Raw genomic sequence first — 26,198 nt, 5'->3', positions numbered from 1 at the left:
GGTTTGATCGTTCGGACTTCAGTCCTTTCTTACCAACTCAGCAGCAAGGACTAAAGTCCTGACTACAAACTTTTGACAGTTTGGCAAACTTATCTGCTAACAAAATGGTAAAAATCTCAACAAACAGCCCGTAACCGTATAAAGTAGATTGTGGTTGAATAGATTTGGTTAAAAAAAAAGTAACTTATAGAGAGTCTGGTGTCAAGATATAGCCTTTCTCAAAAAGGTGAGGTATGTCGGGCATAGGGCTATGGGCATAGGGCATAGGGCATAGGGCATAGGGCATAGGGCATAGGGCATAGGGCATAGGGCATACCTCATGTTTTTGAGAACCGCTATATTTTATCTATCCCTTATAATTTAACAGGCATAACTCGCCCCCAATCTCAAAAAATGCCACGCATACCTACATTAACATTCGATCGCGGAACGCTCCTACTGCACCCGCCGCCCAGAGGCCGAGACTGGGCGGACTTTGCCACGTGGGACGATCGCGTGGAAAAATTCCGCATTCGAGCAATTCACTACCGCCCGCTGGTAGAATCTCTCCAAGCCGATTGTACTCACTTCACCGACGAAGCCCGGGCATACGAACTACTCGAACTCGTGCCCAGCGTCGAAATGCAGCCTTACCCGCATCAACAAGAAGCCCTAGCAGCTTGGCAAGAAGCAGGAAGCCAAGGAGTAGTAGTCCTCCCCACAGCTTCCGGCAAAACTTATCTGGCACAATTAGCGATGCAAGTCACGGGTCGCAGTACATTAGTAGTAGTACCAACTCTCGATTTAATGCACCAGTGGTACGCTAATTTGAAAGCAGCTTTTCCCGACATCGAAATTGGATTGTTGGGCGGAGGTTCGCGGGACAAAACGCCAATTTTAGTAGCAACCTACGACAGCGCCAGCATTCACGCCGAAACCTTGGGAAATAAATACGGCTTGCTGGTGTTTGACGAATGCCACCATTTACCAACGGACTTTTATCGAGTAATATCCGAATATGCGATCGCGCCTTTTCGACTCGGACTGACAGCAACACCCGATCGCACAGACGGCCGCCACAGCGACTTACACTTCCTCATCGGCCCGACAGTATATACCAAAAGACCCGAAGATTTAGCAGGCGATGCCTTAGCCGACCACAAAATAGTTCAAATCATGGTCAAACTGTCAAAAGAAGAAACCGAGCGCTATGCCGAATCCATGAACATTCGCAACGACTTCTTAAAACAGTCTAACATCAAAATATCCAGCCTCGAAGGATGGAAACAGTTTATCATGGCCAGCGCGCGATCGCCCTTAGGAAGACGCGCCATGATCGCCCACCGCCAAGCCAAAGAAATCGCCCTTTGTACAGAAGGGAAACTGCGAATCTTAGCCCAAATCCTAGCCGAACACTCTCCCCAGCGCACCTTAATCTTCACCGGAGATAACGCCACAGTCTACCGAATTTCCCAAGAATTTCTCATCCCCACAATTACCCACCAAACCCCAGTCAAAGAACGCCACGAAATCCTAGATAAATTTCGCAGCGGTGAATACAAAACCCTCGTCGCCTCCCACGTCCTCAACGAAGGAGTGGACGTACCCGATGCCAGAATTGCTATTATACTGTCAGGCACCGGCAGCGAACGCGAATACATCCAGCGATTGGGTAGAGTTCTCCGCAAAAGCAGCGATGTAAACAAGTTAGCGATTCTCTACGAAGTCGTCACCGAAAACACCAGCGAAGAAAGAACATCCCAGCGCCGCCGAGGCGGAATGCAGCCTCACAAACCCCAACCAAAAACACAAATAGAACCACCGCAGCCAGAATATCCGAAATTAGAAACAGTCCAACCAACACCCATTTATGGAGTCAACCGCCAGACGACCCAGCGCGCGGCTGAGTCGCATCAAAAATGGGGAGAAAATAATGATGAAGAAAATAAAGATTAAGTATTGCCTACTTATTGTACAGTTTAACAATACCACAGCCGGGTTCGTTACCTCCCCTTGATGAAGGAGGCGAAGGAGGCGGTTGAAACCTTTTGACCTCAAACCACACGAAGTCTGACGGAGTTTATCCTAGAACGTCGTCAAGGAGAGACAAGCGAGATCGAGAGGGTATTTCAGCCGCATTTGGGATAAACGACGAATTCCCAGCTCTAACTAATTCACAGCTATTGCTGGTTGGATTTTTCATGCTTTCGTACATTCATCTTTAAAAGTTCATACAGTAATGGCGTCCAATAACTTTTTTGATTTGACAAACGGTGTCGATATTTTTACGATCGATACCAAAGTTCCGGCCGGTTTTGGCATTCGAGCGCTTGCAGGAGCAGATTTCATTGTCGGCTCCGATCGCCCCGATTTGGTTTATGGGAACGACGGAGCGGACTCGATCGCCGGTGGACTCGGGAACGACAGCCTACAAGGCGGACGCGGTGCCGATCTGCTATTGGGCGATGCCGGAGATGATTATCTCCTTGGAGAACGCGGTAATGATGTTCTCTATGGCGGTCAAGATAACGACACATTAATGGGTCAAGAGGGAGACGATTTCCTAGCCGGAGGTGCTGGAGTTGATAGTCTCATTGGCGGCCAAGGTTCCGATGCTTTTGTCTTGAATGTTGCTGATGCTGTAACCAATCCGGCACTCGCCGATACGATCGCCGACTTCAGCAATGAACAGGGCGATGTCATTGCTCTGACGGATGGAGCAGGCGATGCCCTCACCGAAGCCGACGTAACGCTGGAAGCCAATGGCACCGATACATTCATTCGGCTGAAAGCCACTGGTGGGATCTTGGCGCGGGTGCAGGGAGTCAGTCCCGCTAGCCTGACAGGCTTATTCAGTACCGCCAAAGCGACACTGGACAATACGGAACCGGGAGCTACAGTGCTGGCTTCAATACCGGGGGGAGCTACCCTGCAGGGAGCAGTGGGTGATGACGATTACGCTGACTTTTTCCAATTCCAAGTAACGACAACGAGCATTGTTAACTTTGGCTTGAGCGGCTTGAGCGCAGATGCGGATCTGGCACTCTATAAGGATCTGAACAACGATGGGGAATTGGGGGGGGATGAAATTATCTCCGCCTCCGAGCGATCGGGCACTGCGAATGAAAGCATCGAGAACGTTACCTTAGATCCGGGTAAATATTTCCTATCGGTGGAGGCATATGAGGGGAACACCAACTATACTCTGAGCGTGTCTGGGGTTGCCGGGACTGTAGCCCGAGATTTGGCGGGCGATCGACCCAGCACGGCACGGGCACTGCCACCAGACGGTGAAGTGGAATTGCACGATTATGTCGGCGGGGCTGACGCAGTGGATACTTATCGTCTTGATGTGCTCAACGCGGGGTATCTGGATCTGTTCGCCGACAACCGGAAGGCGGATCTAAATGTAACCCTGTGGAGCGATCGCAATGGCAACAACCAGTTGGATGCGGATGAGATTGTTGCCCAAGGGACAAATGAAATCCAGCAGGATAACATCGACCCCGGTACTTATTACGTCAATGTGACTGCCCCTGGTGCTGCAACGCCCTACAAAATTTCTGCCGAATCCGACCTGGGTAGCCGGGTGGACATTGAAAGCTATGACCCGCTTTTCCCTGGCATCCCCACGACCGGCACCCTGACTCAAAACGATAACTTCGATCCCAACGATGAGGAAAACTACGCCGATCCCTATGTCCTGTCGGAACAGGGCGCTGGGTTAACGGTGACTGTGACTCAAGAATCACAGGATTTCGATGCTTATCTCAGGGTGGTGGATCTGCTCACCGGCGAAGTGGTGGCTGAAAACAATGACATTAACCGTCAGGGCGGAGACTTCAATGCTCGGGTGAGTTTCACCACACAGCCGGGAGTTCAATATGTGGTCTATGCCTCCAGTGTCGATGCTCCGGGCTTGGGTGACTATACTCTGAATACCACGGTGACGGGAACGCCGGTGCCAAACGCGGTACGCAGTGCGAGTGCTGACACTTTGTTGCCACCACCGAGCTTTACTTACAAGGGCACTACTAACAATTTTACCTACGCCCCTTTAACAGGCGGCCTAGCCAAGCCAATTAAAATCTCTGGGCTGAACCAAAATGGATTCGGCAACTGTGCCTTTATGGCAGCCCTAGGAGCCACATTCGGCACGATCGACAAAAACCTTACGGATGCTAACGTCAAGGAGAGTGAAATTCTCAAAGTCACTGAAAACGATGGTAACTACACCCTCACGTTCTACAGCTCCTCAACAGGCGCAGCGAAGGATGTCACCGTTGACAACCAGGTGGTGACCAAGACAAACGGTTACTTGTTCGGGGCGAAATGGCCGAGCCAGTTTGCCGTCAAGCCAGAACAAGCGAAGGATAAACCCATCTGGGGTTCCATTTTTGAACGCGCTTATGCCAAGTTCCGGGGTGAGGAGACCGGTAAAAATGGCTATGATGTGACAGGGAATGGCGATTGGCCGGGGGATGCCCTCAAACGGTTGACGGGCAAAGTGGTCACAACTACTTATTTGCAACCGAGCCAGGTTAAGCAGGGGAATAATTCTTCTACTCAGTCTCTCACTGATAAATCTAAGGATGTTTTTAATAGCATTAAAACTGCGTTAGACCAAAAACGCTACGTCGCTACATGGACAATCGGCGGCGGGAATGACACAAAGGCGTTGTATAACGGGGTACTATACCAAAGTCATGCCTACAGCATCCACAATGCCTATGAAGAAGATGGGCAAAAACTGATATTGCTGCGAAACCCCCACGGCGTCGATAATAGTAACAACGTGCAGGCAGAAGAAGATCCGAGTAACGATCTTAAGGATGGGTTTATAACCATCACATTTGATGCGTTTGTGAAGAACTTTTCTGGGGTGGCTATTTCCCAAGCCTAGTTTCTAGAGGATCGGTTAATTATCCGATCGGTTCTTCAAAACCTAACCGTTAAACTGGAACAGATATAGGTTGGGTCTCATTTCGTGAGACCCAATCTAGTAAATGGCTGTTCGGTTTCCTACCCTCAACCCCAACGAAATAGGTTCCAACTCGTACCGACACCCAATTTTTGGCTGCGCTGCGATTAGAGGTCTTTGAGTAATATCCTCTTCTCTGATTTGGGCTACAGTAAAATTAGAGGAAGCTCGAATAAAATCTCACAAACCCAAACCACAAACAATAACAACTATTGATAATTTTTCAAATATAGCACAAAGCAAGGGGCAGTCTCATAGCTGTTGAAACCATAAATATCATCAGTTATAATTAGGACTTACGCAAAACCTCTGTATGTAGGGTGCGCCGTGCGCGTTACCGCAAGACACTAACCACAGAAGTTGGATCTCGTTCGATCGTTTTTCAGGTATGGGACAAAGCAACTGGCATTCTGAGGGCTGTATAAACCATCAATCTCGTCAGTTGCAATCGGCGAATTCGGACTACCAAAACCTTGACAGAAGAGGGAAGAATCAGCGGAGTTATGGTGATTTTTGAACAAAAAATTGAGTAAAGATTTTCACTACTTATGCTACCAACCGACTTACTAAGCCACCGCCAAAATGGCGAATCAATTATTCCCCTACGCCTCAAGATAGATGCTAAAAACATAGAAGCAGCCACAGAAATGATAAACTGCTTCCAAGAGTCGATCGGCAAAACCCAAGGCGAACTAGACGGACGCTTGCTAGAATTAGAAGGCGACAGCCCCGACTATCGGCTGAAACGGGGATTAGCGCACCTGCTAAAAGGCGGTTTCTGCACCTTAGAAGTCGTCAGCCCCCTAGAACCATTGGAGTTGAGACAGCGGGTATTTGCCTTGTCAGCGCGATCCGTACCCAGCACTAATTCCACCCAATCAACCCTCGAACAACTAGCATTAGAACTAAGTCAAAACTTAAATAGAGAAGTTTTACCCAGCGAAATCAGTACAGGTTTATACGCAGATTTAAACGAAAACAAAATCTTCACCCAATTCGACGCACCCACACCAGAAGCACTATTGCATCGCTACAACCTTTCTCAAGTCCAAGGCATATTTTACCGCGCCAGTCAAGTGCAATTAAACGCCCACCGCAACGATCCGGGAGAATACAAACTCTTATTTCGCTATCTGAAACTATTTCAATTAATGACATACATAGAAGGCGATGCCGAACACGGTTTTACCCTCACCATCGACGGGCCGACAAGCTTGTTCAAACCCAGCACCCGCTACGGCTTAGCCCTAGCAAAAATGCTGCCCGCACTGCTGCACGTCACCAAATGGAGTATGCACTCGACACTGCAAACCAAAGATGCTTTTAGCGGCGTTTTGAAAACAGGTAAATTCAGCCTCAATTCCGATTGCGATTTAGTCAGCCACTATCCACCGGGGAAACCTTATGATAGTATGTTAGAAGCAGCATTTGCCGAGAGATGGAGTTCCACAAAAACCGAGTGGCAACTCGAACGAGAAGTCGATCTAATTCCGATTCCAGGAAGCGTCATGATTCCCGACTTTCGATTAGTGCATCCAGACGGGCGAGTGTTCTTATTAGAAATAGTCGGTTATTGGCGGCCAGAGTATTTGCAAAAGAAATTTGCCCAAGTGCACAAGTCAGATTGCGATCATCTGATTTTAGCTATTTCGGAACGGCTGAATTTAGAAAAAGCCGGAGTAAAGGTAAAAGACGTACCCGCAAAAGTCATCTGGTTTAAAGATAAATTGTTGCCAAAATCAGTCCTGGAAGTCCTCGAATAATATGCCCATCCGCTTCTTTCTTTCTCTCTCTGCGCCCTCTGCGCCCTCTGCGGTAAAAAAAAATCCTCTTATCTAAATGACATTATCCTCAAAAAACATCGCACATTCCACGCTATACTAAAATCAGCCCGATCGCCAAATCCCCTCTCACCCTAAAACCGATCGCACAATGGCAGATACAAGCATCGTCGAGAAAATCAAAAAGCTGCTAGCCCTCGCCACTTCATCCAATGAAAACGAATCGACTGCGGCGGCCGAAAAAGCTTCACTTTTGCTAGCACAGTACAACCTCAGCCTCGCCGACTTAGGCCCCAACCAACAGGAAGAAATTAGCGAAAGCGGCGTCGAAACTACCCCCCGCTACGTCAATTGGAAGATGATTTTGCTGTCGGGAATTGGTGAAGCTAACGGTTGCAATGCGATGCGCAACACTTATACTGGTACGATGTTTTTGGTGGGAACTTCTACCAACTTGATTGTGTGCACGCATCTTTACGAGTATTTGAGTTCTGCGATCGAAAAAAGAGCCAAATACCGCAAAGGAAGCGGCAGGGGACTGGCTTATCTTAATGCTTTTCGGGTTGGCTGCGCGACGAGGTTGAGACAGAGATTGCTGGAACAAAAACAGGAGATGGAAGAGTCGGGGATTCCGGGTACGGCTGATACGGCGGCTACTCCTGCTATTGTAGTGCGATCGATGTTTGAGAAGAGCCAACGGGCGATCGCCGATTATTTAGAGAATTTAGGTGCTAAAGTTAAAACCAGAACCGGTTCTCAAATCAGCAGTGAAGCTGGTTTTAATTCCGGGTATGAAGTGGGCGACAAAATTAGTTTGCACAAGCAAGTACAGTCGCAAGGGGAGTTTAAACAACTCAATGAGTCTTTGTAGTTTTAGTATAGTTAGTATTAAAAGGGAATTTCTTCCTCAAGCTCGGGAAATTTGGCCGCCAGTTTATCCCAGGCTTCACTTGTCGCTTGTTTTACCCAATAATCGCTATCCCGCAAAGCATCAATTAGAGAGTCTACTGCTTTTAAATCTCCGATTTCTCCTAATGGCCAAACAGCCATCTGTCGAACTTCATCCTTGTTATCTTGTAAAGCTTCAATGAGAGGGTAAGTTGCTTGTTCATCTTTGAGCTGACCCAGAGCCTTTGCTGCGCTGACTTTAGTTTGGTAATCCCAATTATTATGACAATCGTCTTTGAGAGCGGCAATTAGAACAGGCACAGCTCTAGTATCGCCTAACTCTCCCAAAATTCTGGCTACCTCTTCTTTGGGCTCGTAATAGAGAAATGGATCGTTATTCTGCTGGTTCAATCGCTCTACATTCTGATGATTGAGTAATTCCAACCCTTGGATTAGAGGCTCCACAGTTCTTGGGTCTTTAAATTCGATTAGGTCGTTGGAGAAATATGTAAAAAACCGACCACACAAAGAGCCTTGCTGAATAGCTTGTAGAGCAAATTCTATAATCTGGAAATTATATTTACGCCAAATTTGATATTCTTTTTCAGGGTGGCGATAAATATAATCCCCTATGAAGTAAGCTCCTGCTTCATAACATTCTGCGATGGTTAGCATCATACTGGTTAAACTTGTATACTTTTCAAGTAAAGTTAACTCTCCTTCTTCAAGTCGCTGAAAAATTATCGGACACAAATTTAGTATGTTATTAATTAACACGCACCCATTATCTTCCCATAAAATCTGATAAAAAATATTTAAATAATTACAATTTTTCCAATAATGTTTAATTATATCTACATCGGCTATGTTATCTGTTTGGATAGTTTGATGTGTGAAGATATCCCGGTGCAGCCCTGCAACGACCTCTTGTAGAGGTCTAAAAGTCCAACTATGAAATATCCAAGCTGTTTCCTTCCACTCATCTCCTTCTACTGCACCATTTCTCCACTGATAGAGTTCATAGAGTTCAGGAGGAAATTCGATTGGTAAATCTCTTACTAAGTCATCTATCTCATCCTTTGATAAGCCAGAGTATAGATACTCAGTCCACGAGGGCTCGTGTCGCTCTATCCAGCTTAAGATTCGGTTTAAGGCGTCGGTTAATTCTGAAGTCATAACTTTCTTTAAAATGGAACCCACCGCCGCGAGTTAAAGTTTTCCCGCTGTCACGCACCCTACGACGGATATCTTGCATTGAATTTAATCAATCAACTCTGCTTCTTCAAAAATCTGTCGAGTTGTCAACTCCAAACCGGGCAGCAACTCATCTATAATTAATGTATTATCCGTATAAATTTGACTAGAACCATCGGTCAAAAAGCTTCTAATTAAAATAGCCTCTGGATCGATTACCCAAACTCGCGTCACACCCGCAGCCAAATAATCTTTCGCCTTCTCTTCAAATTCCTGCATCGTTTGATCCGGCGATATAATCTCAATCACCAATTCAGGAATTGCCGGACAAGCTTCATTCCGCCGCCAATTTTTCGGCAGACGCCCATAAGAAATGTATGTTAAATCGGGAACAGGTGCCCAATCTTTACCCTGACGCTTTAACAAAATTGCCCATTCTGGAAGCACTCGCCCGCTTCCTTTACACCATCCACGAATCAGGCGACACAAAGCAAACTGTAAAGTCGAATGAAAAAACTTGGGAGACACTTTAGGAACTGCTTGACCATCTACAAACTCATAATATACGTCTCCGTCGGGCAAAGCTAGAAATTCTGCTAAAGTGAGTTTGGTTCCGATACCTACCATGACTCCCAGCCCTCTCGCTCATTAGTTCAAATATCAATTATACAAAATTTCCCAACATTCCTAAAAAAAAGACCCGGCGGTTGAAACCGCGGCTATACAAACAAAACCCACTCCAAGCGGGTTGAAGAATAGGCGGTGAAAATTACTTTTTACATTATTCTCTTGAGTCCGCGTCGGCGGACTATGTTTGTGTAGACGCGGTTTCAACCGCCGTCCGATCTCTCCAAAAATTCGTCAACCCTTCACTTCACCCAAGCCGGATGAGCCATCAAAGCCGCAAACGGCTGCACACCTCGCAACTGATTCGACAGCGGCAAATGACCCCTCGGCGCGCTTAAATCCCAAATAAACTCTTGCGGATACCGCGTCCAATTATTCCCCTTCTTCCAGCCAATTAACGGCCACAACTTATCCCAATTCTTGCCCGAACTCAGCCAAATTTCCCGCTGTACCGAAAAGCCAAATTTGCCTTCGGAATGAACTTTCCACAGCGTATTAATTGTTTGTAAATCTGCCACAGGCAAACTTTCAACTTCTGTAAAATACAGCCACTTTCTCGCCGAAGCTGTCTCGCCCGCCAACCCACAAAGTTTGTTTAAAGTCAATAGATCGGCTTCTTGAAATTCCTGTAACGCCAATAATTGTTGCAGCGGAGTGTAGTCAATGTTAGAGTCCGATCGCAGCGGCACAACTCCAGTCGGAAAATTCGCCTGCAAAAACTCCCTCGCTCTGGCAGAATCGGCACTATAAAGAATTTGGTAAGCCTTACCCATTACCGCCGTCGGTTCCTCCGACTTGCGCTCTAATAAAAATTCCATCAATACGTCCCAGCCTGCATCTGCTATGTGTTGTTGCAGCAGTTGCAGTTGAGTTTTCTCTGAACCAGACCTCAACTGTGAGCGGAGTTCGGCTGTATCGGCGGCCGAGTCTAATGGAGAAGTAGAAATCGAGTCAGTCATGGGAAACTATCAGCTATCAGCTATCAGCTATCAGCAATTAGCTGAAGCCCTGGTTTTCCCCCATTGTACAATGCTACTGACTCCGATTTACTTCTGTGTACCCCGATGGTTGTGCGCTGCACGACGAGCTAACCGGGCAGATCGCACATTCCTCGTCAATGGGAGCGATCGCCAATAGCTTTACCCTCAGATTTTGGCGATCGCTCCCATGTAAAAGAGTTATTTTTGAATCTAGTCGTCCACGATGGAAACCCATGCAGAGAACGAAGGCGGAAAAAAGTTGATGTCATATTCCGAGTCTTCCCACTCTTTCACCCACAGCGGTACAACGCCCGGGCGAGGAGTTTCCGCAAAGATCCGTTGCTTGGACTCGATCGTATGAAATAGCTGTTTCAAAGTATCTCCCCGATCCAAAGCGGAGCTGAGGATGTCATCTAAGTCAGGATCGACCCGTTTGACGCGGTTTTTGTCCTCGTCGAGCCACAGAAGTTTCAAAGACTTCAGATCCCTCGGACTGAGAATGCTCTTGTAGTAGACACGCTTGAGGGTCGCTACGGGCTCCAACGAGCGTTCGATCCGGCGAATTTGCTGAACTCGCAGGTAGTGCCATTCGGCTAAACGCTTGCGTTCCGAAGGCGCGAGAGTTTCCTTTCCCGCTGCGTGTTTGTAGTCATAGTTAATCAAACTGCAAGCCATATTGGCCAGCAGGTGAATTAACTGTTTTTCTTTGGGTGTCGCCTGACGCCGTTCCTGGGTTCTTGTCAATACGCGCTGTCTGCGGGTAGTTTCGAGAGTATTTTCCATTGGGTTTTTACGAGATGAAATACGATTGTGCCAGATCCGAATCCCGAACATCAGAAGATAAGGCAGTTGATAGGCGGGGAAACTCCACCGACAGACTCGCCTTACCTATTTATTTTCCCATTCACCGTTCTGACTTCAACCCCTCGGACTAGGTAGACTGAATGTTCCGAGCGAGTTTTCACCCCCTTGAGCCAAGGTGGTGGCGACAACAAACACACCACAACCACAAATACAATCACCACCGCAGCGCCGGCGAACCACTGAGAGATCCAATTATTTCTTGCCTTTGCCTGTTTTTACTTCTTCTTGCTCACCATCTTCATTCGTTCCAGTGTAGTTAAAGTCAGGACGGCTCTCCCAAGCCGTCAAACTGCTGGCGGATGAAGATTGTGGGACGATCGCAGAAGCGCTGGCTTTGCCTGTATGAAAAAGGCCGATGCCACCGGAGGCAATTACTGCTAATACTAAGATGCTGTTTTTCATGTTCGATGACCCTGATTTAACGTAGATAGACACCTTTTGGCTAACCCGATCTGTCAGAAGTGGGTTGATGCAATAGCCCACTTGTCTTCTGATAAATCTGCCTGCCATAATCAATTCAGACAGGCACACCCGCTTGCGATCGGAAACGCCGGAAGTGACGTGTTACTTTATGTCCACGATCATCCACCAACCAGATTTTTTTGGGTAGTGGGGCTAAAGCCATCAGGGCGTCGATCCATCAGGGAGTTATGCCATCAGGGTGCTCATCTATCGGGTAGTTAATTCATCAGGGCGCATCTTCTACAATTAGCCACAAACTTAACTTTAATCGTTGAGCCAGTGGCTAGCAGCGCACTGACAGCGCTTTTAAGAATTAAACTTTTTGTGGATTAATCCCGAAAAGTTTGTCCTTAATCATCCCCGCGCTTGCGGAAGTCCGGGGATTGTCAGCAGCATGGAATTCCATGCAATCTAAGTCAACTAAAAAAAACGCAGATTAACGATATCTCCCACTCAAGCAGTCCTCAGCAAAACGCTGGGGTTTTTTATTGGCAGCCATTGCTGGGCCTTGACAGGACGGCATTCGGTAGCCGGCTCTGAAGGCACAAGGTTGACGGCGCTGCGGTTATGAGTTTCCCTGGCAACATCATACCACCGGGTCAATTTTAAAGTATTATTGTAAAAAAATGTGAACCAACTGGGGTTTTGGCGTTCTCCATCCGGTTGAGTGAAAATTCTGATGATTATGTGAACGAGTATAAATAAAAAGGTGCCGGGGTACGATCGCCCTCCTCGCATGATTGAGGGTTGGTTGCAAAGATACGGTAAAGATTCACATGGAGAAAGGTGAGTTAGTAGACAATAGAGAAAGAGGCACAAAAATTTTCCACCAGAGCAAGCAGGCAATAATAATAATTGCAATTTGTAACCTTTCGATCGCACAGCACAGGGGCGCAGCATCTTGATGAATTCGCAGATGACAGCATACGTCAACTCAACCAATCAATATCAAGTCGGAGGATATTTGCCTGCCGGTGCGCCCACCTATGTCAGGCGATCGGCAGACAGCGAACTCTACGAAGGACTAAAAGCCGGACACTTCTGCTACGTGTTGAGTTCGCCACAAATGGGAAAGTCCAGCCTGCTAGTGCAAACGGCCAAAAGGTTGCAAGCAGAAGGTACAGCTTTTGTAGCCATCAACTTGAGAAGCATTAGCAGCCCAGAAATTTCCCTCGAAAAATGGTACGGCGCGATCGTCTACCGCATCGCCAGCAGCTTGCGCCTCACAAACAGGTTTGATGCCCTCAAGTGGTGGAACGATCGCGAAGTGCTATCGCCGGTGCAGCGGTTGGAGATATTTATCGAAAAAGTTTTGCTCAAGTCTCTTCGGCAAAATTTAGTCATTTTGATAGATGACATTGACAGCACCAACAGCCTAAATTTCAGTACCAGCGATTTTTTTGCCTCGATCCGAGGTTGTTATTCCAAGCGAGCAGAACAACCAGAATACGATCGCCTGAATTTTGCGGTTTTCGGAGTAGCAGCCCCGTCACAATTGATCCGAGATCCAAGCTGCAACCCTTTTAATATTGGGCGGCCGATTAATTTAACTCGATTCCAACTGCACGAAAGTTTGCCCCTAGCAAAAGGATTGGCACTCAAAGCTTTTCGCCCGCAAAAAGTACTCCAAGAAATATTAGCTTGGACGGGCGGCCAACCATTTTTGACTCAAAAGCTTTGCCACTTGGTACTTGAATGCGGGTCTTTTATTGGCAGAAATTCCGAAGCCCAGGAAGTGGAAAAACTGCTCAACCACAGACTTATTAAAAATTGGGAAGAATGGGACGAGCCCCAACATTTGACAGTAATTCGCGATCGCCTTGAACACAGCCGCTGCGACATCACCAAGCTGTTAACGCTGTACCAGCAAATTTTGCAACCGCCCGATCCCAAAAAACCGGAGGAAGCGCCGGGAGTTGCTGCCAATTATTCTCCCGAACAAATCGAATTGCAACTGTCAGGATTGGTGGTTAAATCCCAGGGTAAATTAATAACTGCCAACCTAATTTATCAATCTGTTTTCAATCAGTTCTGGGTGGAAAAAGAACTGGGAAATCTGGCTCCGTACCGCGAAGCGCTAGCAGCATGGCTGGCTTCGGATCGCGAAGATGACTCGCAGTTATTGACGGGGGAAAGTTTGCAGTCAGCTTTGGATTGGGCAGCAAACAAACAATTAAGCCAAGAACACTATTGGTTCTTGAATCCTGGAATTGTTCAGAAAAAACCGACAGTCGCTGTCGCACAAGTTGTAGAAAGCAGTCCAGACACCGATACAGAGAGGATTCTCACCCCGCCCTCAGATACTCTTCTATCGGGCAGCAACGAACAGATATTGTACGATCACATCGTCTCCTGCGTGGAAAGAGAATCCCCCGCACAGATAATCGATCGGTTCCGCAAACTATTTATCGACGGTATGGGCTATCCCGATCGCGAAATTGAAGCAACTTTGTACAATATAATCTCCGTCAAGCGATCGGATCGGGAGTTTAAGTATATTATCCACCGCTGCTGTTACATCCCGATCAACCGCTGGCAATTGCACTCACAGAATAAATTGAGTATTGCAAATCTGGTTGCTTTATTTAAACAGACTTCTCCCCGATTTGGGATGGAATTTTACATAGTCAAGCGCTTGCAAGAACAAATAGAATTTTTTACTAAAAGTGAAGAATTCCAGACCTTGGAGCGCTTAGTAAAAGCAGTAGAGCAAGAGCCACAACTGCATAAAGAAGATAGTCATGCTCCCTTGGGCGAATTGATTTGTCGGTATCCTTATTTGTACGGGCATTCTTTGCTGAGCAAGGACAGCATTGAGGAAGACCAGCGAACCATCAAAAAGCTGGAAATACAAAGACAGCGACAATTTGAAAAAAACTTGTCTCAATATTTGAATTATTTGGTTGAGCCGAGGAATACAGAAATAGGAATTGTGCAGCCTGCGCCAAATCCCACACTGTTGAATGATGCGGAACTCCACTTGGCTGTTAGGGAATTTGCCGGGAAAGTAGCAGACGATCGCAGTCACAAAGAATCGGCTCAATTTTTTTTGAGAGATGCCAGGAAAACCCCATCTTACAAATCATTTAAAGTCGATCTATATGAATATTTGATATCATCTGTAGAGCCAGAATATGGTGGTCGTCAATTTAATGACAAGTTGTACAAGTACATTAAAAATACATTCCCAGAAAACGACTCGGCGAAATTAAATAATATATTGTTAGCTCGGACTTGCAACCAATTGTTCAACTTTTTAGTAGTGGAAAATTCCCAACATCCCAGCCACTACGTTTTTTATGACTTGGTATACAACCTCGGCCCCAGCCGGACAATGGGTTTGTTGCTGAAAATATTACTGCTTTCTGGCAAAGTTAAGCCTGAGTTGGAAAAGCGATTTTCTATTTTGTTCAATCACTATGAAGGTAAAAATTCTGATGAAATTATGTGGTTTATAAAATCATTGGAAAATTTGAATGTGGCCTTAGTGGTAAATTTTGGGAAGACGGATTTGTCTTTTGTCAAACAGCATCTGATTTTAAATTGAAAAATCAGCAGAGCGATACAGAAGTATAGTAATATGCAGTAGACCTCTTGCACTCGCAAGTTTGTCTATCTTCAAATTATCTGCGTTAATCTGCGTCGATCTGCCTGACATCTGCGGTCGATCGATCTATTTAATCTAAAGTTTATGCAATAAGTCTAGTCAAAAACAATATGATCGGCTATCTCAAAGGCACAGTCGCCAATATCACCAAAGGCAGCAACCGGGTTATCCTGACTCTCGAAGTTAATGGAATTGGCTATGAAATCCAAATTTTACCGCGGGTGACTGGTCAATTACCAGCATCCGGCGAAGTCGCCCAAATTTTTACTCACCAGCAAGTTAAGGAAGACCAAGTTGTATTGTACGGTTTTGGCAGCACGGCGGAACGAGATTTGTTTCGACAGTTGACGAGTGTTAGCGGTGTGGGTGCTCAACTGGCGATCGCCCTTTTGGACACTTTAGGAATGCAAGATTTAGTTCAGGCGATCGTCGGCGGTAACACCCGCATCCTCGCCAAAACCCCCGGCGTGGGCACAAAAACCGCCGAACGCCTCGCCCTGGAACTCAAAAGCAAACTCTCGGAATGGAGACAGGAAGCAGGTTTGACAACTTCAGTCGCCGCCGGAGTCCCCGCAGCTATTCAAGAAGAAGTCGAGATGATCCTGCTGGCGATGGGATACACTGGGGCGGAAGTCTTGCAAGCGCTGCAAACCCTCAGTCAAGACAGCAACTTGTCAAACAAAGGTAACGCCGATGATTGGATACGCGAGGCGATCGGCTATTTGAGCCGATAGCAACTCTGGAGACGGCAATGCCGTTTCCCTACTTGAAACAAGCTTCTGTTGATGTATAGAGACTTTGAGTCGATCGCAAGTCGCAATTCACTTTTCCCCGCAAGGGGATTGAAACTATTTTTAAATTATTGAATTTTAAAAACGGACTAAGACTGTCGCAATTCACTTTTCCCCGCAAGGGAATTGAAACATGAAAATACAAGTAGTCTTTGACTTACATCTAGAGTCGCCATTCACTTTTTCCCGCAAGGGGATTGAAACTCTTTAATAGAAGTGAAGGAAGGGGGCGTGGCTGATTATTGCGCGGGGCGCTTAAAGCTCACGACAAAACTTCTCCCTCCGCTCTTGTCTTTGCCTCTTGGCAGTACGCAGTGTTGCCAACTCCAGCGGATTGGACCAGCGATTAAATAGGCGTCTCCTGCATGTTGTTCGAGTTCAAAGACGGGGCTATTGGCATCTTTGCGAAAGCCAATGACGCGGTTGTTGGAGAGGCTGATGGCGATGATTCTCTCTCCGTGTCGGTGGTTGTCGATGTGCCATTTGAACTGGGCACTGAGGCTGCCGAACCAATCCGTGACGCGGTATTGATTGGGCATCTCATCGAAGAACCCACGGTCTTGTAAGGTCTTCCCCCAAGCGAGCATCCAGGGGCTTGGTGGCGGGGTCTCTTTGCCGGGGGCTCCGCGACGGATGGGCGCGTCGGCCTTTGGGGGTGTGGTTGGCTCGGGGGTGTTGTGTCCGAAGTCTCCGTAGTAGCGAAAGAGTACATCGCCTGGGTTCTTGGTGTACTCGTCATTTGCCACAATGAGGTCTACCTCTTTTTGAGACAGTAACTTGGGGAAGGTCTTTAGACCGGGTGGCTTTGGCATTTTGTTCCGGGGTTTTTCTTATGGTGCGTTTGCTGTGTCGATCGAGCAAGCGGCCACCCACCACAGCGGCCAGAATTTTATTACGTTTGGTGGGTGCCATAAAAAGCATTTATGCAGGGCACTGGGCTTTTATTCACCAACCATCATAGAAATAGCTTTCGACATTATTACATTATTAGAGCGGTCATCGCAACTCTCGGGGTTGTTTGCGGGGGCCAGACATAGAGAGTGCGCGCCGTTGCTGGCGCTAAAGAATGTGGTACTGTTGGCGCTCGCTGGTTTCAATGTCGCAATTTACTCTTCCCCGCAAGGGGATTGAAACTCTCAGTAATATCTTTAGGGCAATTAATCAGCTTTAAGAATTGTCGCAATTCACTTTTCCCCGCAAGGGATTAAAACTCGCCATGCGAACTCTTGCAGCAAAAATTTCATCTCGCACCCTCCACCCTTGTTCATTGGCTGTGGTATAATTGCAGATCGTGACATCGTACAAAAAAAACTAAACTCAATTCATGGCTCTTACACAACAGCGCAAACAAGAAATCATGGGCGATTTTCAAACCCATGAAACCGACACAGGTTCAGCAGATGTCCAAATCGCCATGCTGAGCGATCGCATCAGCAAACTTAGCGCCCACCTGAAAATCAACCAAAAAGACTTCGCCTCCCGGCGCGGTTTGATGATGATGATCAGCCGCCGCAAGCGCCTGCTGGCCTACCTGCAAAAGGAAAATGTCGATCGCTACAAAGCATTAATTGCCCGTTTAGGCATTCGCGGCTAAACAGCAAAGCGAAAATTTGCGACAATATTCAAGAATCTTGGACAAACGCCAGCAGGATTTACGCACTGATAACCGATCCATGTCATACCGTTGATTAACCATCAGAGTTGCGTAAACCCTCGCCAAGATTTATTGAATAATTGTTCGAGATTTCAGGTTAAACAAAAAATATGTCCTCCGAACCACCCACCCAGCGCTTACCCTTTGAACCGGCCTCTAATCGGAAAAAAACAGCTAAAAAGCCCCCAGAAACCGAAGCAAACCCAGTCACAGAAGAAGCAAAACCAGACAAGCAGCCCAAAGCCACAAAAAAAACTGGCCCCCAGGCGCAATCCATCCCAGAAGCAGTTAGCAAACGCATGATCTCCCGCATCGCGGTATTTTGTGGCGCACCAACTCTCCTGGGAATTTCCACATTTTTTATCAGTTATTTGATAGTCAGCAAAGGCTGGTTTGACTTACCCAACACAGCAGTATTGTTGGTAAGCATGGGCTGTTTTGGTCTAGGCGTACTGGGATTAAGCTACGGAGTTCTCTCGGCTTCTTGGGATGAAGACAATTCAGGAAGCACTCTGGGATGGGAAGAATTTAATACCAATTTTGGACGGATGCGAGAAGCGTGGCGCGCCGCTAAACCAAAAAGTTAGAAGTCATTAGTCATCAGTCATTGGTCATTAGTCAATAGTCATTAGTCATTAGTCATTAGTCATTAGTCATTAGTCAGCAGTCAGCAGTCAGCAGTCAGCAGTCAGCAGTCAGCAGTCAGCAGTCAGCAGTCAGCAGTCAGCAGTCAGCAGTCATTAGTGAATTGCTAGACGCACCGAGGACTAAAGAAACCGGGTTTTTTACCGAATATAGTGGCTGCGACGCAGAGTTTTCGTGAAAAAACCCGGTTTCTAACCACGCTTACGTTCAAGACTATAAATAGATGGACGATCGCACGCCATCTATTTTTCTCACTACATCCATGTCATAATGCGTGTCTTAGCGCAACAGACCAAGGGAAAAAAATATGATTATTGTCATGAAAGCCGGCACTCCAGCAGCCGAGATCGATCGACTAGACGAAGAACTCCGCACTAGCTGGGGTTTGACACCAGAAAAAATCGTCGGGCGTTACAAAGTCGTCATGGGTTTAGTAGGCGATACCGTCGAGCTCGAACCGATGCAACTGCGCGAAATGAGCACCTGGATTGAGGAAGTCCTGCGCGTTGAAAAACCCTACAAACGCGCTTCTCTGGAATACCGCCAAGGTGAACCCACCGAAGTACCGGTAGCTACTCCATTAGGAACTGTGACGATTGGTCTAAATCATCCGATCGCAGTCGTAGCAGGCCCTTGCTCGGTCGAAAACGAAGAAATGATTGTTGAAACCGCAATGCGTGTCAAAGCTGCTGGCGCTCAATTTTTGCGCGGTGGAGCCTACAAACCGAGAACCTCTCCCTACGCTTTCCAAGGACACGGCGAGAGTGCTTTGGGACTGTTGGCGGCGGCGCGGGAAGCTAGCGGTTTGGGAATTATTACCGAAGTTATGGATGCGGCGGACTTAAGTGCGATCGTAGAAGTAGCCGACGTAATCCAAGTCGGAGCGCGAAATATGCAGAATTTCTCGCTGTTGAAAAAAGTCGGAGCTCAAGACAAACCGATTTTGCTGAAGCGCGGCATTTCCGCCACCATTGAAGAATGGTTGATGGCAGCCGAGTATATCATGGCTGCGGGCAATCCCAACGTGATTTTGTGCGAGCGGGGAATTCGCGGCTATGACAGGCAGTATACGCGGAATACGCTCGATTTGTCGGCGGTTCCAGTGCTGCGCACTCTGACTCACTTACCAATTATGGTTGACCCCAGTCACGGGACTGGTTGGGCGCAGTTTGTACCTTCAATGGCCTTTGCGTCGATCGCCTCCGGTACAGATTCGCTGATGATAGAAGTGCACCCGAATCCGAAAAAAGCCTTGTCTGACGGGCCGCAATCGTTAACACCGGATCAGTTCGACAAGTTGATGGAAGAATTGGCAGTAATTGGTAAAGTCATGAAACGTTGGCCGCAACCAGTGCCAGTTTTGGTGTAGAAACACCAGTAAGTAGGCGATACTCCAAAAAACCGTAGTATCTACAAAATACTACGGTTTTTTGTGCTTACCATTTACTCATTGAGTTATATCCTGTTCGTAGTGCGGACTTCAGTCCGCTCCCTCTTGCGGACTGAAGTCCGCACTACGAACGAACCGTTTTTATTACGAGTAATCGACAGGATATGATATTAGCGATCGCTTCGATCTAAGATTGTTTCAATTTGACTCTGTACTTGTTCAAGTTCCCGGCGTTTGTCAGCCAGCCAAACCTTTTCGGCTTCGCATTCTGCTTGATTTTGCCGATCGCGCATTTCCTGCTGTTCTAACAAATTCTCCCACAGGGCGATCGCTTTTGACATCACATCGCTATTCGCGTTAGTGCGATCGTCAAATACTGCAATAACTCTTTCTTGTACCTTCTCAAAAATAGACTCTGCCGATTCGTCAAATTTCTCAAAGCCTAATTCACAAACTTTTTCCTTAATCTGAGCTTTAACAGCATCGCCATCTAAAAAACTCCAGCCCAAACCGCCACCAGCACCAGCCGCTAAGCCACCCAAAATAACTCCTATAAAACCAAGTCCTGTAAAAAATAGCAACGCAGCACCAACTGCTGCACCAATTCCCAAACCCCCAAAAAATCCACCATCCTCAATCTCGCCAATTGATGAAGCTATTCTGCTTCCACTGCTGCCAATTCCACCTAAGCTACCTGCTGTTGCTAAGTTATTGAATTGAGCGACAAGGCTAGTGCTGAGTTGCTGGTCAAACTGTTGAAATTCTTGCCGTATTGCATAAATATCTTCACCGATTTTGCTGTCTAGCACTCCCATATTTTGTTTTAAAATAGACTGTACTTTTTGATTGCCCCAGTCATCAATTTCTTTGGTGATGTCTCGTACAAATTGGTCGGCATAATCTTTAGTCAACTTGTCTTGACTCATGATGTGTCCGTGTTCGGAAGTCCAGCGATGACTTTTTGCCATCAGGCGTTGTCCCAATCCTTCCACCCATTCATTCCAAGATTCAAGAGCTTCTTCTAAAGACTGCTCCATCAATTCATTAGCTAAAAGTCTAATCTTAACATCGCGGCCGCTTACTTCCGCTATTTGTTCAAAAATCTTCGCCTTATCTCCTTCAGAAACTGTCAACTTTCCTTCTAGCATTTCCCTATATTGAGTCAATTCATCGCAGCCAGTATTAATAATTTGCTTAATTGCCGCTGCTGATTGCCGAAGTGCGATCGCCCCCCGTTCAACTGTCAGAAACTTCTCAACAGAATCAGTAAAACCCTGAAAAGCTTTTAGATAATCATCATTTTCATTCCCTGCTAAAATCGCATCCAATGCAGATTGAGCAGAAATAAAATGAATCCGGTTTTCACCAGCAATCAAATTTTGATCCTTAACAATCCTTTCCACCCTTTTTCGTACCTGCTGGCGACTCTCTTCGCGCCGCAGCAAATCGAAAAAATTAACTACCATAAAAATATTACTCGCGCCTTCGTTATTACCATAATTTAGTTCTTTTTTCAAGTACAAAAGCAGTTCCCGCTCATTCTCCGTTAAAGCATTTTGAGCATGAGTTAAGAAAATAACCGCATCAGTTGTTTTGAGAACTTGTTGGGTGACTAACGTGCGTTCGGCTTGTTCGTTCAATCCGGGAGAATCAATAATTTCTACCCCATTGCGACACAACTCTAATTCTGGATGTTCAAAAACAATTTCGGCAACTTCCGACTTGGCAATTTCATCGGCATAAGAACCATAAGCCGCTTCTTCCGAAATCGAAGCTTTCTCTTGATATTGTGCAGGTGAAATTTCTTCTTCTCGTCCATTTTTGTAGCGACAAATAACCCGGCGCTGCGAACCATATTTCAAAATCGTCACATTTCCGCTACAGGGAATATCGCGCACTGGTTGGATTTCTTCGCCGAGTAAAGCATTGAGTAAAGTTGATTTGCCTTTACTAAACTCACCGACAACAGCAACGCGAAAACATGGAGATTGCAATCTCTGAGATACTTTGGTTATTTCTTCTGCTAAAGTAGGAGATAGCACGTTGCGATCGCTTCCATCTTGCAGAGTTAAACCTAATTTTCCACAAACAGCATTCAGTTGTTGCCGGTACTCCTGAAACTTTTTCAACTCCTGATAGGACGAAACTGATTTGTTTTGAGTTGTTTTGTGTTTCGGTTTTGCTGGTAAATGTCCGATAATGTGACTGGCAGCACGAACAAACATAGAATCGAGAGATTGAAATTGTGCTGGATCGAGTAAAGCGTGCACTTCTGCTAAAGCTGCTGTATCTGCGATCGCCCTACTGCTAAAACTCGCCTCCAAAACACTTAAATATCGCGCATCAACTCCGAGTCGATCGGCAATAAGTTTCAAATACTGTTTTTCGCGATCGTCCATCGATCCATCTGCGGCCGACATCTGATAGCCAAAACTAATTAGCAGCAGTCTTTCCTCCTCAGAAAAACAGGCTGTCAGCGCCAGCAACACCGGCAATTTACTGTAAATTTTATGTTTGTGCACATTATTAGCCACCGGCATTGCTAATTGTCGCAAACTGTTGTCAGCGGGGATAAGTTCCCTCAAAGTTGCAGCAAGTCGCTGCTTTTCCTCAACACTCACCGTACCGTCGGCATAACTGACTCCCACCAACACCGTTATCAGCCCCGCCAGAAACAGGATCGGGGGACTAATATCCTCCCTACGAAGTCTTTGCCCTGTCAGCAGCGAAACAAGCTCAACCGTCTGCGAACTAATTAGCGAAGTGTTCATTTGTCGCGCCTATTGATAGTTTTTTTTTATTTAAACTATCATAATAGATAAGTTATTCTTGGGTATGGTACTGGGGTAAAAAGTAATGATGAACTTTGTATTTCCCGCAGCGGTACAGGCTGCGATCGAGGCTGGCAAGTACGCACCAGTGTTTACATCAGCCGGAGTGCCGATCGGCATCGCGAGGGATGCAGCGACGGGACAGTTTGTTGCTCATGCCGTTGGCGCGGTTGTCAATAACAGCCCGCTATCGCCCTTAGTCTCTCCCGTGCAGCTTGCGATGGGCGGCTTGCAGATGTACCAAAACCAGATGGGTTTTCAAGCTGTCCAAGCCAGTTTGGGGGTGCTGCAAGCGACTACAGCCGTCATTGGTGTGGGAGTTGCGGCTGGGGTAGCTTTGTCAGCGGTAAATTTGCACCAGACTTTGAAACTAAAAAAAGCAGTAGAAAAGCTGGAAGTTAAAGTAGAAAATGGTTTCATCAACTTAGAACAACTTGTGAAAGGCCAAGGCGCGGAAATTAAGCAATTAATTGCCGAAGTTGTTGCCGATCTAAAATTTGAGAACCACCGTTTAGTTTTAGTGCAGGCTTACGGGTTATTTAACCAAGCAATTCAACGAATGCGATCGGCCTTGCAATTGCAAGATATCAACCGCCGCAATGCTGAAATTGACGCGGCGCGGGGGATGTTGTTTGAAGCTTTAGCTGATTACAGGAATCCGCAGTTATTGTCAGAAACTTGTGCGGCGGGACAGTTGCGGCGGTTAGAGTGCAGTTGGGCGATCGAGCAAAGTATTATTGGCACGTATCAGGTGCAGAATGAATTTGGTGCTGCGGGCGATCGGCTTTCTCAGCTTCAGCAACAAATCCGTCAAGATAGCCTCGCGATCGTACAATGCTGTGACTCCGACGAAGAACTTGACTTTCTCTTTCCTGAAATCACGCGAATTCACAATCACGATCTAGCCGCCTTAGACATTTGGCTGAATCAGATTGAATGGACTAAAGCTTTGCCGCCAAGTGAGTTAAAGCAGTTGCAGAGTGCTGATTTTGGCCAATCCAACTTGGCTGTTGTTGAGGATAAAAAATCATCAGCCACAGCTTTAGCAATACCAGATGAACAATTAGTTTATGAGAATTTGAGGCCGAAGTCTCATTTTTATGCGCTTCGCACTCAACTGGAATTGATGCTCGATCCGCAGCGACGTGAAAATTACGAAGATTATATCATTGAGCAAGGGCACATAGCGGGTCATAAAAGTTTAGTATCGTCGAATTTGGAAAAAGCATCTGATTTTGCCGTTGCTAATCTCTTTTACTACTTCAGAGTCCGAGATAAATCGGAAGAATCTGAAGAATCAGAATTAGTTAACACCTGAAGTTGAATCGGCAAATTTCCGGCTCTGATTTTCAATTTCTCAATCTCTAAACTATGGATGTATCGCAAAATGGATGAATTTGTTAGAAAAGCAGCAGCACTAGGATTACCCGCAATTATGCTGGTAATTGTGATGGCAACTACAGGTTTAGCAGGTGCGGCTGCAATTACAACAGCTTTAGCAGCGTTAGGTGGCCCCGCAGGTATGTTAGGCGGAATTGCACTGCTTGGAATTATCGGTTTAGCTACAGAAACATTGTCTAAGTATGGTCTTGAAGCAGTGCTAATTGGGATTTACAGACAGCGGCTTCAAAACGGAGACTCAAAATCTAGCCTTTGCAAAGAAATTCGTAATTTACCTATCTCTAAGGAGCTAAAACGTACACTTGAGGAAGAGTTGGGCTGTTAAGACATAACTACAATTAGACTTCGTAAGCCTTCTCTTTCTAAACACGAACAGGACTTACGCGCCAGCTCTATTTGTAGGTAGGTGAGCATTGCCCACCTTAACGTTACAGGACGAAGTTAGAAAAGTGCGATCGCTAAACAAAATCAGGAGAAACCATTGATTAAGTTTATTGGGCAAGTCGAACTGCGTAACAGTCGCCGAGTCTACTACCTAGAGGATTTTTACCGAGTAGAGCAAGTCAATCCAAATAGAGAACAAGTAACCTACTCTTACGATATTCCTGACAAAGCTGTGGAGTATTTATACAACCAACTCAAGGGTCGTAAAGTCAGAACAAAAGATGCTTCTACCGTTCTCAAGCCAGTCGCCAACGAATTGAATCTACCCTATAGCGACAGTCATCAACTCGACTACTACGCTCAGGAAGTATTAGTGGTACTGGTGGCATTAGGTAAAGCAAGTTTAAGCAAAGAAGGTCGAGGCTACTTCTACACCATTGCCTAATTGTTGATGCCAAATACTTGTAGGATAATATTTTTGAATGAGACAAAAGGAAGCAACATCTCAAACAAATACTGTAGAACCCATGTCATTCTTAGTCCAACAATAATCAAATAAAATGAAGTCTAAATCAGTAGCACAAATCAGCGGTCTTCCCGGTAAATTAGTCGGTTCAGTTCCACTCCGAACCAGCGGTACAGGAACCATTAAAATAGTTGGGGACACCTTGCAAGGAAATTTTACTTCATTTTTTGGCTTAGAAATCCAAGAAATTGTCATTCCGATTCAAAATGTCCAAGCAGTAGAAATTGGGGAAGGCTGTACTTGGTGGCTACTCGGACTCGGAATTTTGACCCTGGGGATCTTCTTTATTGGTATTATTTTTATTGTGTTGGCTTTTGTTGTCAAACAGCGTTATATAGTCATTTACACGAGGAGCAATAATTTAATTCTGTTTTGTACAAAAAGTGATAAAATTAACCAGTTTCGGGACGAAATAATAGAAGCTGGTCGTCCTAAACCTACCTATATTCCCCGACCTTCTCAGTCTCCACCCGCACCACCTTCTTTGCCAAAGCCATCAACGACGCTTAGCTAAGTTTACCAGGGCGATCGGTATTTGTGCGAAAGTGCGATCGAATGTAATGTTGTGCGATCGTTACTTTGATTTAGGAAAGCACAAAGCGCGGTTGGAACAAAAAAGTTAGGGACATACAGTTTAAGGAGTAAACATCAAATGCCACTAATTTTGGCAGAATTTTGTGGACGCTGGGGCTGTTCTTGGTGGGAGAACATTATCACCATCATCTTGGTTAGTCTGAAGGGTAAGGGTGCTGTACTATTGCTGGATTTCTTGCTGATACCAATATTTTTGGTTGTTCTAATATTGCTACTAGGCATGATACCAGCTTTTGAATTTATTGCTAGTTTTGGGAGAGACAAACAAGAACTCCAAAACCCAAACAATTCTCAGGAACAAGACCAAAGCATTTTATCAGCAGGAGCTAAGTTTGTCGGTCGTAGAGGAACTAAATATTTGGGTCGTAAATTGAGACAAGTAAACAAACATAAAGATGTGAACAATCTAGATTAGTCTCAGCAAAATAAACATAACAACAACCCAACTCGGTATCCTTTCTCTATTTTTTGTTTAATCTTATCAAAAAACGAAAGCCCTAATCTGGTATTCAGAAAAGAGCTTTGTTTTTTTTAAGAGAATCCCAGGCATCGAGCTATTTTCTCAGGCAGTGACCCGCCAAATATCTTCGCCACCGCAGCGTTTAACAACCGAGTTCGG

General features: G+C 46.0%; 21 protein-coding genes. 14 read left to right on the top strand and 7 right to left on the bottom strand.

Annotated features, from left to right (window positions below):
- Positions 1–393 precede the first annotated feature (393 nt).
- From QUB64_RS16610 to QUB64_RS16595, 4 genes are all read left to right on the top strand, one after another.
- Positions 394–1,935, top strand: a complete 1,542-nt coding sequence (locus tag QUB64_RS16610) for a DEAD/DEAH box helicase (RefSeq protein ID WP_333269670.1) — start codon at positions 394–396, stop codon at positions 1,933–1,935.
- A 283-nt stretch (positions 1,936–2,218) separates the two neighbouring features.
- Positions 2,219–4,882 carry a C2 family cysteine protease gene (locus tag QUB64_RS16605; protein ID WP_333269669.1) on the top strand — a complete coding sequence of 888 codons (2,664 nt, stop codon included), beginning with the start codon at positions 2,219–2,221 and terminating at the stop codon, positions 4,880–4,882.
- Between the two features lie 626 nt (positions 4,883–5,508).
- Positions 5,509–6,723: a DUF790 family protein gene (locus QUB64_RS16600; protein ID WP_333269667.1), complete on the top strand. Its 1,215-nt coding sequence runs from the start codon at positions 5,509–5,511 to the stop codon at positions 6,721–6,723.
- Between the two features lie 169 nt (positions 6,724–6,892).
- The gene (locus tag QUB64_RS16595; RefSeq protein WP_333269664.1) at positions 6,893–7,612 is read left to right on the top strand and encodes a DUF2786 domain-containing protein; all 720 of its coding nucleotides are present in this window, start codon (positions 6,893–6,895) and stop codon (positions 7,610–7,612) included.
- A 17-nt stretch (positions 7,613–7,629) separates the two neighbouring features.
- On the opposite strand, the gene QUB64_RS16590 is transcribed toward QUB64_RS16595, so the two are convergent.
- The 5 genes from QUB64_RS16590 to QUB64_RS16570 form a co-directional block, all read right to left on the bottom strand.
- Positions 7,630–8,805, bottom strand: coding sequence for a HEAT repeat domain-containing protein (locus QUB64_RS16590; RefSeq protein ID WP_333269662.1), 1,176 nt, complete (start codon positions 8,803–8,805; stop codon positions 7,630–7,632).
- 84 nt (positions 8,806–8,889) lie between these two features.
- Positions 8,890–9,450 carry a Uma2 family endonuclease gene (locus QUB64_RS16585; RefSeq protein WP_333269660.1) on the bottom strand — a complete coding sequence of 187 codons (561 nt, stop codon included), beginning with the start codon at positions 9,448–9,450 and terminating at the stop codon, positions 8,890–8,892.
- A 242-nt stretch (positions 9,451–9,692) separates the two neighbouring features.
- Positions 9,693–10,409: a GUN4 domain-containing protein gene (locus QUB64_RS16580; RefSeq protein WP_293350416.1), complete on the bottom strand. Its 717-nt coding sequence runs from the start codon at positions 10,407–10,409 to the stop codon at positions 9,693–9,695.
- A gap of 231 nt (positions 10,410–10,640) precedes the next feature.
- Positions 10,641–11,213 (bottom strand): hypothetical protein, encoded by a 573-nt coding sequence (locus tag QUB64_RS16575; protein WP_333269657.1) that lies wholly within the window; start codon positions 11,211–11,213, stop codon positions 10,641–10,643.
- 273 nt (positions 11,214–11,486) lie between these two features.
- Entirely contained in the window at positions 11,487–11,696 is a 210-nt protein-coding gene (locus QUB64_RS16570) for a hypothetical protein (protein ID WP_333269655.1), read from the bottom strand.
- Positions 11,697–12,672: 976 nt separating this feature from the next.
- On the opposite strand from QUB64_RS16570, the gene QUB64_RS16565 reads away from it, so the two are divergent.
- Complete coding sequence (locus tag QUB64_RS16565; protein ID WP_333269654.1) at positions 12,673–15,303, top strand: AAA-like domain-containing protein; 2,631 nt, start codon at positions 12,673–12,675, stop codon at positions 15,301–15,303.
- A gap of 170 nt (positions 15,304–15,473) precedes the next feature.
- On the top strand, positions 15,474–16,097 hold the full coding sequence (ruvA, locus tag QUB64_RS16560; RefSeq protein WP_333269653.1) for a Holliday junction branch migration protein RuvA: 624 nt from the start codon (positions 15,474–15,476) through the stop codon (positions 16,095–16,097).
- A 296-nt stretch (positions 16,098–16,393) separates the two neighbouring features.
- Here ruvA and QUB64_RS16555 read toward each other — a convergent pair whose 3' ends face one another.
- Positions 16,394–16,966: a hypothetical protein gene (locus QUB64_RS16555; RefSeq protein ID WP_333269651.1), complete on the bottom strand. Its 573-nt coding sequence runs from the start codon at positions 16,964–16,966 to the stop codon at positions 16,394–16,396.
- Positions 16,967–17,478: 512 nt separating this feature from the next.
- Between QUB64_RS16555 and rpsO the strand changes: the two genes are divergently transcribed.
- The 3 genes from rpsO to aroF all read left to right on the top strand — a co-directional run bounded on the left by rpsO (position 17,479) and on the right by aroF (position 19,822).
- The gene (gene rpsO / locus QUB64_RS16550; protein ID WP_293134126.1) at positions 17,479–17,748 is read left to right on the top strand and encodes a 30S ribosomal protein S15; all 270 of its coding nucleotides are present in this window, start codon (positions 17,479–17,481) and stop codon (positions 17,746–17,748) included.
- Between the two features lie 170 nt (positions 17,749–17,918).
- Positions 17,919–18,395 carry a PAM68 family protein gene (locus tag QUB64_RS16545; RefSeq protein WP_333269648.1) on the top strand — a complete coding sequence of 159 codons (477 nt, stop codon included), beginning with the start codon at positions 17,919–17,921 and terminating at the stop codon, positions 18,393–18,395.
- A 365-nt stretch (positions 18,396–18,760) separates the two neighbouring features.
- The gene (gene aroF / locus QUB64_RS16540; RefSeq protein ID WP_333269647.1) at positions 18,761–19,822 is read left to right on the top strand and encodes a 3-deoxy-7-phosphoheptulonate synthase; all 1,062 of its coding nucleotides are present in this window, start codon (positions 18,761–18,763) and stop codon (positions 19,820–19,822) included.
- Between the two features lie 191 nt (positions 19,823–20,013).
- Here the strand turns inward: aroF and QUB64_RS16535 are convergent, their stop codons facing one another.
- Positions 20,014–22,614 carry a dynamin family protein gene (locus QUB64_RS16535; protein WP_333269645.1) on the bottom strand — a complete coding sequence of 867 codons (2,601 nt, stop codon included), beginning with the start codon at positions 22,612–22,614 and terminating at the stop codon, positions 20,014–20,016.
- Between the two features lie 85 nt (positions 22,615–22,699).
- Between QUB64_RS16535 and QUB64_RS16530 the strand changes: the two genes are divergently transcribed.
- The 5 genes from QUB64_RS16530 (at position 22,700) to QUB64_RS16510 (ending at position 25,994) form a co-directional block, all read left to right on the top strand.
- A complete protein-coding gene (locus QUB64_RS16530; protein WP_333269643.1) occupies positions 22,700–23,992 on the top strand; it encodes a hypothetical protein in 1,293 nt (430 codons plus the stop codon).
- 69 nt (positions 23,993–24,061) lie between these two features.
- Complete coding sequence (locus QUB64_RS16525; RefSeq protein WP_333269641.1) at positions 24,062–24,400, top strand: hypothetical protein; 339 nt, start codon at positions 24,062–24,064, stop codon at positions 24,398–24,400.
- A gap of 156 nt (positions 24,401–24,556) precedes the next feature.
- The gene (locus QUB64_RS16520) at positions 24,557–24,904 is read left to right on the top strand and encodes a hypothetical protein (RefSeq protein ID WP_333269639.1); all 348 of its coding nucleotides are present in this window, start codon (positions 24,557–24,559) and stop codon (positions 24,902–24,904) included.
- Between the two features lie 115 nt (positions 24,905–25,019).
- Positions 25,020–25,499 carry a hypothetical protein gene (locus QUB64_RS16515; RefSeq protein WP_333269637.1) on the top strand — a complete coding sequence of 160 codons (480 nt, stop codon included), beginning with the start codon at positions 25,020–25,022 and terminating at the stop codon, positions 25,497–25,499.
- A gap of 138 nt (positions 25,500–25,637) precedes the next feature.
- Entirely contained in the window at positions 25,638–25,994 is a 357-nt protein-coding gene (locus tag QUB64_RS16510; RefSeq protein ID WP_333269636.1) for a hypothetical protein, read from the top strand.
- Positions 25,995–26,198 lie beyond the last annotated feature (204 nt).

The sequence above is a fragment of the Microcoleus sp. Aus8_D2 genome, assembly GCF_036702665.1.
Lineage (GTDB): Bacteria > Cyanobacteriota > Cyanobacteriia > Cyanobacteriales > Microcoleaceae > Microcoleus.
This window is presented reverse-complemented; position numbering and strand designations above follow the sequence as displayed.